Genomic DNA, 13,392 nt, shown 5'->3' with positions numbered 1-13,392 from the left:
GACCTCGGAAACGGATATCCACTCGGCACGGCAACCTCCCAAATCACGGATGTTGCACTGACCGTATGAATCCACGCCGACGGGAGTGGGCGTGGTTTATATCTGGCGACGATCGCGTTGGCGCGATCGGCCGTGAACACGAAAAAGACCGCCGCTGGATCCCCTCACTCCAGCGGCGGCCCGTTTCACACGCCCGTCGACGCTGACGGGCGGCAACCTAAAGGGATGCCCCGTATTGCCGTCGGGGTCGGGGGGTCAGACCACAACACGGGGCTATCCGGACGAGGGGATACCCCGCGGATCCGGTTCATAACCGACTGTGACGGAATTCATCCGGGCGCCCGCGCCCGGGCTCTCAGGCCTGAAGGATCGCAGCGACGCCCTGCCCGCCGGCGGCGCAGATCGAGATCAGCGCCCGGAGGGTCCCGCCGCCCTGCTGCCCGGCCTTCTTCTCGGCCAGCTGCTTGGCGGCCTGCGCGAGGATCCGCCCGCCGGTGGCGGCGAAGGGGTGACCGGCCGCCAGCGACGAGCCGTTCACGTTGACCTTGGACCGATCGATCGAGCCGAGCGCGGCGTCGAGCCCCAGCCGTTCCTTGCAGTACTCCTCGGATTCCCACGCCTGCAGGTGCGCCAGCACCACCGACGCGAACGCCTCGTGGATCTCGTAGAAGTCGAAGTCCTGCAGGCTCAAGCCGTTGCGGGCCAGCAGCCGGGGCACCGCGTAGGTCGGCGCCATCAGCAGCCCGTCGCGGCCGTTGACGTAGTCGACGGCGGCGGTCTCCGCGTCCACCAGGAACGCCAGCGGCTCCAGCGAGTGGGCGGCCGCCCAGTCCTCGCTGGCCAGCAACGCGACCGAGGCGCCGTCGGTCAGCGGGGTCGAGTTGCCGGCCGTCATCGTCGCGTCGCCGTTCTTGACGCCGAACACGGGCCGCAGCGTCGCCAGCTTCTCGGTGCCGGCGTTGGGCCGCAGATTGTCGTCCCGGTAGAGCCCCAAAAACGGCGTGACCAGGTCGTCGAAGAAGCCGCGGTCGTAGGCGGCGGACATGTTGCGGTGGCTGGCCACGGCCAGCTCGTCCTGGTCGAGGCGCTTGATGCCCATCTGCTTGGTGGTGATGGCGGCGTGCTCGCCCATCGACAGCCCGGTGCGCGGCTCGCTGTTGGCCGGGATCTCGATCCCGAGGGTGGCCGGCAGCGTGCCGACCAGCCGGAGCCGCTCCAGGTTGGACTTGGACCGGCGCAGCTTGAGCAACTGGCGGCGGAGGTTGTCGCCCAGACCGATCGGCGGGTCGGAGGTGGTGTCGACCCCACCGGCGGCGGCGACCTCGTAGCGGCCGGACGCCACGCCGTCGGCCGCGGCGATCGCCGCCTGCAGCCCGGTCCCGCACGCCTGCTGGATGTCGAACGCCGGCGTGTACGACGACAGCTCGGAGCCGAGCACGCATTCGCGGGTCAGGTTGAAGTCGCGGCTGTGCTTGAGCACTGCGCCGCCGACGACCGCGCCCAGCCGCTCGCCGGCCAGCCCGAACCTGTCCACCAGCCCATCCAGCGCCGCGGTGAACATGTCCTGGTTGGACGCCTCGGCGTAGGCACCATCGGACCTCGCGAATGGAATTCGATTGCCGCCCAGCACCGCGACGGGTCGCCTGCTCTTGCTCTCAGGGGCCACTTTTCTCTCCGTGTATCTCCGGGTACACCAGTCTTGAACCGGCCGTCAAAGGCCATACTACCCACTGTTCTTACTCTGAAGTAAGTTCAGTCCCCGATACGGTTGGCCGATAACGGCACGCCACCCGAAGACAATGGAAGGCAGCTCAGTGGCTCCCAATCGCTCCGATTTGCTCACGCAGGTCGTCAACTCCGGCCCCGGATCGTTCCTGGCACGCCAACTTGGCATCCCGCAACCCGAAAACCTGCGCCGGTACCGGCCGGGCGATCCGGCGCTGGACGGGTCCCTGCTGATCGGCGGCGAGGGCAGGGTCGTCGAGCCGCTGCGCGCGGCGCTGAGCAAGGACTACGACGTGGTGGGCGCCAACCTGGGCGGCCGCTGGGCCGACCGGTTCGCCGGCCTGGTGTTCGACGCCACCGGGATCACCACCCCGGCCGGGCTGAAGGCCCTGCACGAGTTCTTCACCCCGGTGCTGCGCAATCTGGGCCACAGCGCGCGCGTCGTCGTGGTCGGCACGACGCCCGACGCGGCCGGCAGCACCGACGAACGGATCGCGCAGCGCGCGCTGGAGGGCTTCACCCGCTCGCTGGGCAAGGAACTGCGCAACGGCGCCACCGTGCAGCTGGTCTACCTTTCGCCGGCCGCCAAACCCGCGGCCACGGGCCTGGAATCGACGATGCGGTTCATCCTGTCCGGCAAGTCGGCGTACGTCGACGGCCAGGTGTTCTACGTCGGGGAGGCCGATTCCACGCCGCCGGCCGACTGGGACCGGCCGCTCGACGGCAAGGTCGCGATCGTCACCGGCGCCGCCCGCGGCATCGGCGCCTGCATCGCCGAGGTGTTCGCCCGCGACGGCGCCCGCGTCGTCGCGATCGACGTCGAATCGGCCGCCGAGACCCTGGCCGAAACCGCCAGCCGGGTCGGGGGCACCGCGCTCTGGCTCGACGTCACGGCCGACGACGCCGTCGAAACGATCGCCGAGCACCTGCGCGAGCACTACGCCGGGCACGCCGACATCCTGGTCAACAATGCCGGCATCACCCGCGACAAGCTGCTGGCCAACATGGACGACGCCCGCTGGGACGCGGTGCTCGCCGTCAATCTCCTTGCCCCGCAACGGCTTACCGAAGGACTCATCGGCAACGGCAGCATCGGCGAGGGGGGCCGGGTGATCGGCCTGTCGTCGATGGCCGGCATCGCGGGCAACCGCGGACAGACCAACTACGCCACCACCAAGGCCGGCATGATCGGCCTCACCCAGGCGCTGGCACCGGGGCTGTACGAGAAGGGCATCACGATCAACGCCGTCGCCCCCGGGTTCATCGAAACCCAGATGACCGCCGCCATCCCGCTGGCCACCCGCGAGGTGGGCCGCCGGATGAACTCGCTGCTGCAGGGTGGGCAGCCCGTCGACGTCGCCGAAGCGATCGCCTACTTCGCCAGCCCGGCCTCGAACGCGGTGACCGGCAACGTCATCCGCGTCTGCGGCCAGGCGATGCTGGGGGCATGATGAGCCAGCCCAGCGGCCTGAAGAACATGCTGCGCGCGGCGGCCGGGGCCCTGCCGCTGGTGCCCCGCTCCGACCAGCTGCCCACCCGCACGGTGACCGTCGACGAGTTGCCCATCGACCACACCAACGTGGCCGAGTACGCGGGGGTCACCGGCCTGCGCTACGGCAACCACGTGCCGCTGACCTATCCGTTCGCGCTGACCTTTCCGGCGCTGATGTCGCTGGTGACGGGTTTCGACTTTCCTTTCGCCGCAATGGGATCCGTGCACACCGAGAACCACATCACGCAGTACCGCCCGATCTCGGTGACCGACACGGTCGGCGTGCGCGTGCACGCGGAGAACCTGCGCGAACACCGCAAGGGCCTGTTGGTGGACCTGGTGACCGACGTCAGCGTCGGCAACGAGGACGCGTGGCACCAGGTGACCACGTTCCTGCACCAGCAACGCACCAGCCTGTCGGACGAGCCCAAGCCGCCGCCGCAGAAGCAGCCGAAGCTGCCGCCGCCGAGCACCGTGCTGCGGGTCAGCCCCGGTCAGATCCGCCGCTACGCCGTCGTCGGCGGCGACCACAACCCGATCCACACCAACCCGATCGCCGCCAAGCTGTTCGGCTTCCCGACGGTCATCGCGCACGGGATGTTCAGCGCCGCGGCGGTATTGGCCAACATCGAGGCGCGGCTTCCCGAGCAGGTGCAGTACTCGGTGCGGTTCGGCAAGCCGCTGGTGCTGCCCGGCACCGCGGGGCTCTACATCGATCAGGGCGACGACGGCGGCTGGGACCTGTCGCTGCGCAACGTCGCCAAGGGGTATCCCTATCTGACCGGCACCGTCCGGCCCGGCTAGCCCTTGCGCGCGAGGGCGGCCGGCCGGCGGCCGAGCGCGAGCACCTTCAATCCGTATGCGGCGCAGGCGGTCAGCAGGAACAGCAGGAACAGCCAGAGCGGCGGGTGGGCGAGTTCCCAGACGAAGATCGCGGCCCAGATCGGGGAGCCCTGGGTGACCGCGAGCACCCCGGCGGCCCCGGCCAGCGAGACCGCCGGCGTGTGCAGGCTGGTTCCCGCCGCCCAGTTGATCGCCAGCACCAGCGCGGACCCGGCCGCCGCGCCGGTGGCCAGCGAGGGCGTGAGCATCCCGCCCGCCCCGCCGGCGCGCAGGAACAGGGCCGTCAGCAGCGGCTTGAGCACCAGGATGATGGCCGCCGCCGACAGGGTCATGCCGCTGGCCAGGCTGACGGTCAGGATGCTGCGGCCGTTGCCGGGCAACTCCGGCCACCAGTGCGAGCACACGCCCATCACCAGGCCCGCCCCGGCGAGCGCCGGGATCAGCACCCACGTCCGCAGCACCCGGGCCGGACGCGCCGCCGCCATGAGCCGGTTGAATGCCAGACCCACCACGAGGGTCAGCGGGGCCAGCATCAGCCCGTGGGCGGTCAGCAGATACGACGACTCCGCGCTGGGCCAATCCAGGATTGGCTGATCGTGGGTGGCGGCCGAGCAGATCGCGACCGCCAGGCTCGAGGTCAGCAACGCCGCGCCCAGCGCCCGCGGCTGCCAGGTGTTGAGCATGATGCGCACGGCGAACAGCGCGCCGGCCAGCGGAACGGCGTAGACCGCGCCGAGCCCGGCCCCGGCCGCGCACGCCAGCAGGACCTGGCGGTCGTCGGCGGACAGCCGCTTGCACCACGCGGTGCCGAAATCACCCAGTGCCGCGGCGAATTGGCGCGGGGCGCCCTCCCGGCCCAGCGACGCCCCCGACCCGACCAGCAACACCTGCAACACGGCGTCGACGCTCCACGCCAGCCGCGGGATTCGCTCGCGGCGGGCGATGGTCTGGGCGAGCTGCGGCACCTCCGCGCCGCGACGCAGGACCCACCAGCCGAAGCCCGCGAGCGCGCCGCCGACCATGGGTCCCAGCACGCGGCGGGTCGGGCTGCTGCCGGCGATCCCGGTCAGCAGCGTTCCGAAATCGTAGTGGTAGGTGGCGTGCTCGACGAAGCGCAGCACCGCCGTCGTCGCCAGCCCGGCCACCCCGGCTAACAGGCCGACGATCACCACCGCGCAGAAGAAATCGAGGTTGCGGCGGGGCAATGCAGGCGGGTGGGCCACCCCACGAATGTAGGGCTAGCCGGCCGCGGCGGCTTCCCGGTCCTCCGGCGTGCCCCGCAGGCCGTGCCAGAACAGGTCGATCATCAGCTCGGCCGCCTCGTCGACGCCGACGTCGCCGGTGGACAGGCGGTTGGCCATCGCCTCACCCGCGCCCACCAGCGCCACCGCCATCATCTGGTACTCCGCGTCGGACCGCGGGGTGCGGCTGCCGGCCCGCATCAACTCGGCGACCAGTTCGATGATCTGCTCGCGCCCGTCGCGCACGGTGTGCGCAAACGCCTGCGAGCTGATGGCCTGGGTGTACATCACGATCCAGGACGCCCGGTTGGCGTCGATGTAGCGCATAAACGACCCGATCGCGTTGCGCAGCAAGTCCTTTGGGCTTTGAGCGAAGTTGATGTCGGCGCGCACCGCATCGACGAACCGCCCGAGTTCGCGATCCAGGCAGGCGCCGAACAGGTCCTCCTTGGAGCCGTAGTACAGATACAGCATCGGCTTGGAGATCTCGGCCTCCGCGGCGATGACGTCCATCGAGGTCTCGTGATAGCCGTTGACGGAGAACATCTGCACGGCGGCGTCGAGCATCTGCTGTTCGCGGACAGCACGCGGTAACCGCTTGGTACCACCCGCCATCGTTGCACCTCTCTGGCCCGCTATCTGGCTACAGGGTAACGAGGATGCGTCGCGTTAGTGGCCACATGTTCGGTTGGCGCCCTTCATGGTCGCCACCCGCACCACCGAGTCGTTGACCGCCGGCACCGCCAGCTCGCCCGAATCGACCGCCTTCTGCAGGCGGTTCAGGACCGCGGGCACCTCGTCGGTGGTGACCCACAGCGCGACGTCGGTGCCGGCCTGCAGGGTGCGCAGCACCGCCTCGGGCACGCCGTAGCGATCGGAGATCGCGGCCATGCTGGACACGTCGTCGCTGAATACCGGCCCGTTGAAGGCCGGCGCCTGATAGCCGGTGCCGGTGCGCAGCAGCTGGACGGCGGCGCGGCTCAGGCTGGCGGGGTCGTTGCCGGTCAGCCCGGGAACCTGCAGGTGGCCCACCATCACCGCGACCGGCGTCGCCGTCAGCAGCGTGCGATACGGCACCAAATCGACGTTTTGCAGGTCGCTCAGCGGAGGGGTGATCACGGCGCCGGTGTGCGAGTCGCCGGAGCCGTGCCCGTGGCCGGGGAAATGCTTGAGGACCGGCAGCACGCCGGCGTCGCGCAGGCCCTGCGCGTAGGCCCCGGCGTAGGCGGTGACGGTGTCCGGGCTCGCGCTGAACGAGCGGTCCCCGATTACGGCGTCATCGGGCTCGTCGCTGACGTCGACGTCGGGGGCGAAGTCGATGGTGATACCCAGGTCGCGCATTTTCTTGCCGCGGTCGGCCGCCAGGTCGTGCACCTGCTGGGGCGTTTGCGTCTGTGCCAGCACCCGCGCCGACGGGGCTGTCCCGATCAGCGACTTCAACCGCGACACCCGGCCACCCTCTTCGTCGACGCTGACCGCCAGCGGCAGCGGACCCGCGTGGCGCGCGATGTCGGCCAGTGGGCCCTTGAAGATCGACAGGTCCGTCCAGCCGCCGATGAAGATGCCGCCGACGTGGTAGCCGTTGACCACGGCCCGCGCGTCGTCGGCGTCCTTCACGCCGACCATCAGCAGCTGCGCCAGTTTGTCGCGGGTCGACAGGGCGGCCGGCACCGCCGTCGGGTCGGCGCACACCGGCGGAGCGGGGGCCGCCGCGGGCTTGCTGGTCGGGGCGCCCGGGGGCCGCGCGCCGTGGTGGCCGCAGCCGGCGACCAGCGCTGCTGCGACGGCGAGCACGGCCAGGATCCGGGGGAATGTCATCGGGCCATGCTGTCACGCTTGGCGTTTCGTCCCGGGCTGCAGGGGGCATCAGCGGTACGTTGGCCAGAGTCCAGTTGCCTGGCGGGGAGGAGCCGGCGATGGCGGGGATTTCGTTGGCGGCCGCGGCGAGCATCGCGGCGGGGCTGATGGTCGGCGCCGCGGCGACCGTCGGCGTCACGCTCGTCGTCGAGGAGCACAGCGTGGCGCCGGCGAAGCCCGCACCGGCTACCCGGAGCCCCACCGGGCCGTACCTGGTGGACTACGGCTCCCGCTGCTGGCACGGTCACTGCATTCCGTGGCCGTGATTTGCCGGCCCGGCCGCCGGCGGCCGTTCTGCTAGGTTGGCCCTAGGCCGGAAGTCACCCCGAAGGAGCCACGTTGAACCGGATCATTGCGCCCGCCGCCGCGAGCGTCGTGGTTGGTCTGTTGCTGGGCGCGGCCGCGATCTTCGGGATCACCTTGATGGTCCAGCAGGACACGAAGCCGCCACTCCCCGGGGGCGATCCGCAGTCGTCAGTGCTCAACCGGGTCGAGTACGGCAACCGTAGCTAGCCCCGCGAGGACCCGGTCCGGCGTGCCGGACGTGTGCTCGCCGGCGGCGCCGCTGTCCCGTCGCTGGTTGCTGTTGGTCGGCGCCGTCGCGCTGGCGCTGACGTTCGCGCAGTCGCCCGGGGAGATCTCCCCCGACACCAAGCTCGACCTCACCGCCAACCCGCTGCGCTTCCTGGCCCGCGCGACCAACCTGTGGAACAGCGAACTGCCCTTCGGCCAGTCGCAGAACCAGGCCTACGGCTACCTGTTCCCGCATGGCACCTTCTTTCTGGCCGGCCATCTGCTGGGGGTGCCGGGGTGGGTGACGCAGCGGTTGTGGTGGGCGCTGCTGCTCACCGTCGGGTTCTGGGGGCTGCTGCGGGTGGCGGAGACGCTCGGCATCGGCAGCCCGACGTCGCGGGTGCTCGGCGCGGCGGCGTTCGCGCTGGCGCCGCGGGTGCTGACCACGCTCGGGTCGATCTCGTCGGAAACCCTGCCGATCATGCTGGCGCCGTGGGTGTTGTTGCCGACGATCCTGGCGCTGCGGGCGTCGACCGACAAAACGGTGCGGGCGCTGGCCGCGCAGGCCGGGCTGGCCGTCGCGCTGATGGGCGCGGTCAACGCCATCGCCACGCTCGCCGGGTGCCTGCCCGCGGTGATCTGGTGGGCGTGCCACCGGCCGAACCGGCGGTGGTGGCGCTTCACCGCGTGGTGGCTGCTGGCCGTGTGCCTGGCGACGCTCTGGTGGGTCGTGGCGCTGGTGTGCCTGCGCAACGTCAGTCCGCCGTTCCTCGACTTCATCGAATCCTCCGGCGTGACGACGCAATGGTCGTCGCTGACGGAGATCCTGCGCGGCACCGACAGCTGGACCCCGTACGTGGCGCCGACCGCGACCGCCGGCGCGCCGCTGGTCACCGGGTCGGCCGCCGTGCTGGGCACCTGCCTGGTCGCGGCGGCGGGGCTGGCCGGGCTGGCCAGCCCCGGGATGCCGGCGCGGGGCCGGCTGGTGACGATGCTGCTGGTCGGCGTGGTGTTGATGGCCGTCGGCTACAGCGGCGGGCTGGACTCGCCGCTGGCCCACGAGGTCCAGGCGTTCCTTGACGCCGCCGGTGCGCCGCTGCGCAACGTGCACAAGCTGGGGTCGGTGGTCCGGATCCCGCTGGTGCTGGGCATCGCGCAGCTGCTGGGCCGGGTCGCGCTGCCCGGCAGCGCGCCGCGGTCGGTGTGGCTGCATGCGTTCGCCCACCCCGAGCGCGACAAGCGGGTGGCGGTGACGGTGGTGGTCCTCACGGCGCTGGCGGTCAGCACGTCGCTGGCGTGGACCGGCCGGCTCACCCCGCCCGGCGCATTCCGCGCGATACCGCCGTACTGGCACCAGGCCGCCGACTGGCTCACCGAGCACAACACGGGCTCCCCCGCTCCCGGGCGCGTGCTGGTGGTCCCCGGCGCGCCGTTCGCCACCCAGGTCTGGGGCACCAGCCACGACGAGCCGCTGCAGGTGCTCGGCAGCAGCCCGTGGGGGGTGCGTGATTCCATCCCGTTGACCCCGCCGCAGACCATCCGGGCGCTGGATTCGGTGCAACGCCTGTTCGCCGCCGGGCAGCCTTCCGCCGGCCTGGCCGATACCCTTGCCCGGCAAGGTATTTCGTACATCGTGCTGCGCAACGACCTGGACCCCGAGACGTCGCGCTCGGCACGGCCGATCCTGGTGCACCGCGCCGTCGAGGGCTCGCCGCGGCTGCGGAAGGTGGCGCAGTTCGGCGAGCCGGTCGGTCCGGGCACGCTGGCGGGCTTCGTCGCCGACGGCGGGCTGCGCCCGCGCTATCCCGCGGTGGAGATCTACCGCGTCGACGTCGAGGGCGATCCGGGCGCGCCGTACTTCGTCGACGCCGACCGGATGGCCCGCGTCGACGGGGGGCCGGAGGCGCTGCTGCGCCTCGACGAGCGGCGACGGCTGCTGGGCCGGCCGCCGCTGGGCCCGGTGCTGATGACGGGCGACGCGCGCGGCGCCGGGTTGGCGGCGCCCCTGGTCACCGTCACCGACACCCCGGTGGACCGCGAGACCGACTACGGCCGCGTCGACCACCATTCGTCGGCGGTCCGGGCGCCCGGCGACGCCCGGCACACCTTCAACCGCGTCCCCGACTACCCGGCCCCGGGCGCCACGTTGGTATCCGGCGCCTGGACCGGCGGCCGGATCACCGTGTCGAGCTCGTCGTCGGATTCCACCGCGATGCCCGACGTCGCACCGGCGACCTCCCCCGCCGCCGCGATCGACGGCGACTCCGCAACCGCGTGGGTGTCCAACGCGCTGCAGTCGGCCGTCGGGCAGTGGCTGCAGGTGGACTTCGACCACCCGATCAGCAACGGCGCCATCACCATCACGCCCAGCGCCACCGCCGTCGGCGCCCAGGTCCGCCGCATCCTGATCGAGACCGCCAACGGCAGCACCACGCTGCGGTTCGACGAGCCCGGCAAGCCGCTGGCGGCGGCGCTGCCGTACGGCGAAACCCCCTGGGTGCGGGTCACCGCCGCCGGCACCGACGACGGCTCCCCCGGCGTGCAGTTCGCCATCACCGACCTGTCGGTCACCCAGTACGACGCCTCCGGCTTCGCCCACCCGGTCGACCTGCGCCACACCGTGGGCGTGCCGGGGCCGCCGCCGGGCTCGGCGATCGCGGCCTGGGACCTGGGCTCGGAGCTGCCGGGCAGGCCGGGCTGCGCCCAGGCGCCCGACGGCGTGCGCTGCGCGGCATCGATGGCGCTGGCGCCGGAGGAGCCGGTCAACTTCAGCCGCACCCTGACCGTGGCGACCCCGGTGTCGGTGACGCCGGAGGTGTGGGTGCGGCCACGGCAGGGGCCCAAGCTGGCCGACCTGGTTGCCCAGCCGAATACGACTCGGGCACAAGGTGATTCCGACGTGGTGGACATCCTCGGCTCGGCATACGCGGCCACCGACGGCGACCCGGCCACCGCGTGGACCGCGCCGCAGCGGGTGGTGCAGCACAAGTCGCCGCCGACGCTGACGGTCACCCTGCCGCGGCCCACGGAGGTCGCCCGGCTGCGCGTGGCGCCCAGCCGGTCCGCACTGCCGGCCCACCCGACGCTGCTGGCCGTCAACCTGGGCGACGGCCCGCAGGTCCGGGAGCTCAAGGCGGGTGAGCCGCAGACCCTGTCGCTCGCGCCGCGGGTGACCGACACCGTCAGCATCAGCCTGCTCGGCTGGGAAGACATCATCGACCGCAACGCGCTGGGCTTCGATCAGCTCAAGCCGCCCGGGCTGGCCGAGGTGGCGGTGCTGGGCGCCGACGGCCGGCCGATCGCGCCCGCCGACGCCGCCCGCAACCGATCGCGCGAGATCACCGTCGGCTGCGACCGCGGCCCGGTGATCGCCGTCGCCGGCCGGTTCGTGCACACCTCGATCCGCACCACCGTGGGCGCGCTGCTGGACGGCGAACCGGTGGCGGCGCAGCCCTGCGAGCGCGAGCCGATCGCGCTGCCGGCGGGCCGGCAGGAGCTGCTGATCAGCCCGGGCGCCCAGTTCGTCGTGGACGGGGCCCGGCTGTCCACCCCGGCCGCCGACGACCTGACCACCGCCGCGCGGGCCGGCGCCCGGACCGGGGCGTGGGGCCCCGGCCGCCGCGAGGTGCGCGCCGCCGCCTCGCCGACCTCCCGGGTGCTGGTGATCCCCGAAAGCATCAACCCCGGCTGGGTGGCGCGCACCAGCACCGGCGCCCGGTTGACGCCCGTCGCCGTCAACGGCTGGCAGCAGGGCTGGGTGGTGCCCCCGGGCGACCCCGGCACCATCACGCTCACCTTCGCGTCCAACTCGCTGTACCGGGCGGGCCTGGCGATCGGGCTGGCGTTGCTGCCGCTGCTGGCGGCGCTCGCGTTGTGGCGCACCCGGCGGGCCCGCGCCGACGAGGAGCCGGCACGGCCCTGGGCGCCGGGACGCTGGGCGGCGGTCGCCGTGCTGGTGGCCGGCGGGCTCGTCGCCGGCGCGGTGGGGGTGATCGCGGTCGGCGCCGCGCTGGGCCTGCGGCACGCGCTGCGGCGCCGCCGCGACGACGTGACCGTCTTGCTCAGCGCCGGCGGGCTGATCGCGGCCGGGGCGGCGCTGTCGCGGCACCCCTGGCGCTCGGTCGACGGCTACGCCGGCCATGCGGCGAGCGTGCAACTGCTGGCGCTGATTTCGCTTGCCGTGCTTGCCGCTTCGGTCGTGCCGGCGCCGGGCCCCCGGGGGCGCCCGCGCGCGAAATGACTTTCGGCCATTGGCTAGCGGTTTCCGTGCTGCTTGACTGGTAATACGTGACGACCATGGATTGGTTTTCGGCACCCGAATACTGGCTGGGCCGGCTGGTCCTGCAGCGGGGCGTCGCGGCCATCTACCTGATCGCGTTCGTCGCCGCCGCGCTGCAGTTCCGGGCGCTCATCGGCGAGCACGGAATGCTGCCGGTCCCAAGGTTTTTGGCCAGGCAGTCGTTTTGGCGGGCGCCGAGCCTTTTCCAGCTGCGCTACTCCGACCGGCTGTTCGCGGGCGTGTGCTGGCTGGGCGCGGCGCTGGCGGCGGCCATCGTCGCCGGTGCGGCCGACCTGGCGCCGCTGTGGGCCGCGATGCTGGCGTGGCTGGCGCTGTGGGTGCTGTACCTGTCGATCGTCAACGTCGGCCAGACCTGGTACGGCTTCGGCTGGGAATCGTTGCTGCTGGAGGCCGGATTCCTGATGATCTTCCTCGGCAACGACCGGGTCGCGCCGCCGGTCCTGACGCTGTGGCTGGCGCGGCTGCTGCTGTTCCGGGTCGAGTTCGGAGCCGGGCTGATCAAGTTGCGCGGCGACCCGTGCTGGCGCGACCTGACCTGCCTGTACTACCACCACGAGACGCAGCCCATGCCCGGGCCGTTGAGCTGGTTCTTCCATCACCTGCCCAGGCCGCTGCACCGAGTCGAGGTGGCGGGCAACCATTTCGCCCAACTCATCGTGCCGTTCGGGCTGTTCGCGCCGCAGCCGATAGCCGGCGTGGCCGCGGCGATCGTCGTGATCACCCAGCTGTGGCTGGTGGCGTCGGGAAACTTCGCCTGGCTCAACTGGGTGACGATCTTTTTGGCGTTCAGCGCCATTGACGACTCATCGCTGGCGAAGCTGCTTCGGTTGCCGGCGCACCCCGCCTGGACCGCCCCGCCGCTGTGGTTCGCCGGCGTGGTGATCGCGTTCGCCGCCGCCGTGCTGTTCCTGACCTACTGGCCGCTGCGCAACATGCTGTCCTCGCGCCAGCGAATGAACATGTCCTTCAACCCCTTTCACCTGGTGAACACCTACGGGGCGTTCGGCAGCATCGGCCGTATCAGGCGCGAGGTGGTGATCGAAGGCACCGATGACGAGCGCCTCACCGGCGAAACCGCTTGGCAGGAATACGAGTTCAAGGGCAAGCCGGGCGGCTTGCGCCGACTGCCGCGGCAGTGGGCCCCCTACCATCTGCGCCTGGACTGGCTGATGTGGTTCGCCGCGATCTCGCCCGGCTATGCCCAGCCGTGGCTGGTCCCCCTGCTGCAGCGGCTGCTGTGCAACGATCCCGCCACGCTGCGCCTGTTGCGGCACAACCCATTCCCGTCGTCGCCGCCGCGATACGTGCGCGCGCAGCTCTACGAGTACCGCTTCACCACCGTCGCGGAGTTGCGGCGCGATCGCGCCTGGTGGCATCGCGAGCTGGTGGGTGGCTACGTGCGGCCGATGACGCTGGGCAGG

10 protein-coding genes are annotated in these 13,392 nt (G+C 71.7%); 6 read left to right on the top strand and 4 right to left on the bottom strand.

What is annotated here, in order from left to right:
• Nucleotides 1–355 precede the first annotated feature (355 nt).
• A complete protein-coding gene (locus A5673_RS16450) occupies nt 356–1,666 on the bottom strand; it encodes an acetyl-CoA C-acetyltransferase (RefSeq protein WP_068234384.1) in 1,311 nt (436 codons plus the stop codon).
• Between the two features lie 148 nt (nt 1,667–1,814).
• Between A5673_RS16450 and A5673_RS16445 the strand changes: the two genes are divergently transcribed.
• Together A5673_RS16445 and A5673_RS16440 are read left to right on the top strand one after the other, a co-directional pair.
• Nucleotides 1,815–3,176, top strand: coding sequence for a 3-oxoacyl-ACP reductase (locus A5673_RS16445; protein WP_068234389.1), 1,362 nt, complete (start codon nt 1,815–1,817; stop codon nt 3,174–3,176).
• Nucleotides 3,176–4,021, top strand: coding sequence for a MaoC/PaaZ C-terminal domain-containing protein (locus A5673_RS16440; RefSeq protein WP_068234391.1), 846 nt, complete (start codon nt 3,176–3,178; stop codon nt 4,019–4,021). The genes A5673_RS16445 and A5673_RS16440 overlap by 1 nt, the downstream gene beginning before the upstream one ends.
• On the opposite strand, the gene A5673_RS16435 is transcribed toward A5673_RS16440, so the two are convergent.
• The 3 genes from A5673_RS16435 to A5673_RS16425 are packed head-to-tail and all read right to left on the bottom strand — an operon-like array spanning nt 4,018 to nt 7,119.
• Nucleotides 4,018–5,283, bottom strand: a complete 1,266-nt coding sequence (locus A5673_RS16435; protein WP_068234382.1) for a chloride channel protein — start codon at nt 5,281–5,283, stop codon at nt 4,018–4,020. The genes A5673_RS16440 and A5673_RS16435 overlap by 4 nt on opposite strands.
• 15 nt (nt 5,284–5,298) lie before the next feature.
• Entirely contained in the window at nt 5,299–5,916 is a 618-nt protein-coding gene (locus tag A5673_RS16430) for a TetR/AcrR family transcriptional regulator (protein WP_068234380.1), read from the bottom strand.
• A gap of 54 nt (nt 5,917–5,970) precedes the next feature.
• A complete protein-coding gene (locus tag A5673_RS16425; protein WP_068234377.1) occupies nt 5,971–7,119 on the bottom strand; it encodes a glycoside hydrolase family 3 N-terminal domain-containing protein in 1,149 nt (382 codons plus the stop codon).
• 98 nt (nt 7,120–7,217) lie between these two features.
• On the opposite strand from A5673_RS16425, the gene A5673_RS16420 reads away from it, so the two are divergent.
• The 4 genes from A5673_RS16420 to A5673_RS16405 form a co-directional block, all read left to right on the top strand.
• Nucleotides 7,218–7,424: a DUF2613 family protein gene (locus A5673_RS16420; protein ID WP_068234374.1), complete on the top strand. Its 207-nt coding sequence runs from the start codon at nt 7,218–7,220 to the stop codon at nt 7,422–7,424.
• Between the two features lie 73 nt (nt 7,425–7,497).
• On the top strand, nt 7,498–7,671 hold the full coding sequence (locus A5673_RS16415) for a DUF2613 domain-containing protein (protein ID WP_065443914.1): 174 nt from the start codon (nt 7,498–7,500) through the stop codon (nt 7,669–7,671).
• Between the two features lie 31 nt (nt 7,672–7,702).
• Complete coding sequence (locus tag A5673_RS16410) at nt 7,703–11,911, top strand: alpha-(1->3)-arabinofuranosyltransferase (protein WP_197518399.1); 4,209 nt, start codon at nt 7,703–7,705, stop codon at nt 11,909–11,911.
• Nucleotides 11,912–11,967: 56 nt separating this feature from the next.
• The coding region (locus A5673_RS16405; RefSeq protein ID WP_068234371.1) for a lipase maturation factor family protein at nt 11,968–13,392 on the top strand (1,425 nt) is incomplete at its 3' end.

Origin of the sequence: Mycobacterium sp. E3198, from assembly GCF_001667015.1 — a bacterium.
GTDB lineage: Bacteria > Actinomycetota > Actinomycetes > Mycobacteriales > Mycobacteriaceae > Mycobacterium.
Note: the sequence above shows the minus strand (reverse complement) of the source record. Positions and strands in the feature narration are given on the sequence as shown.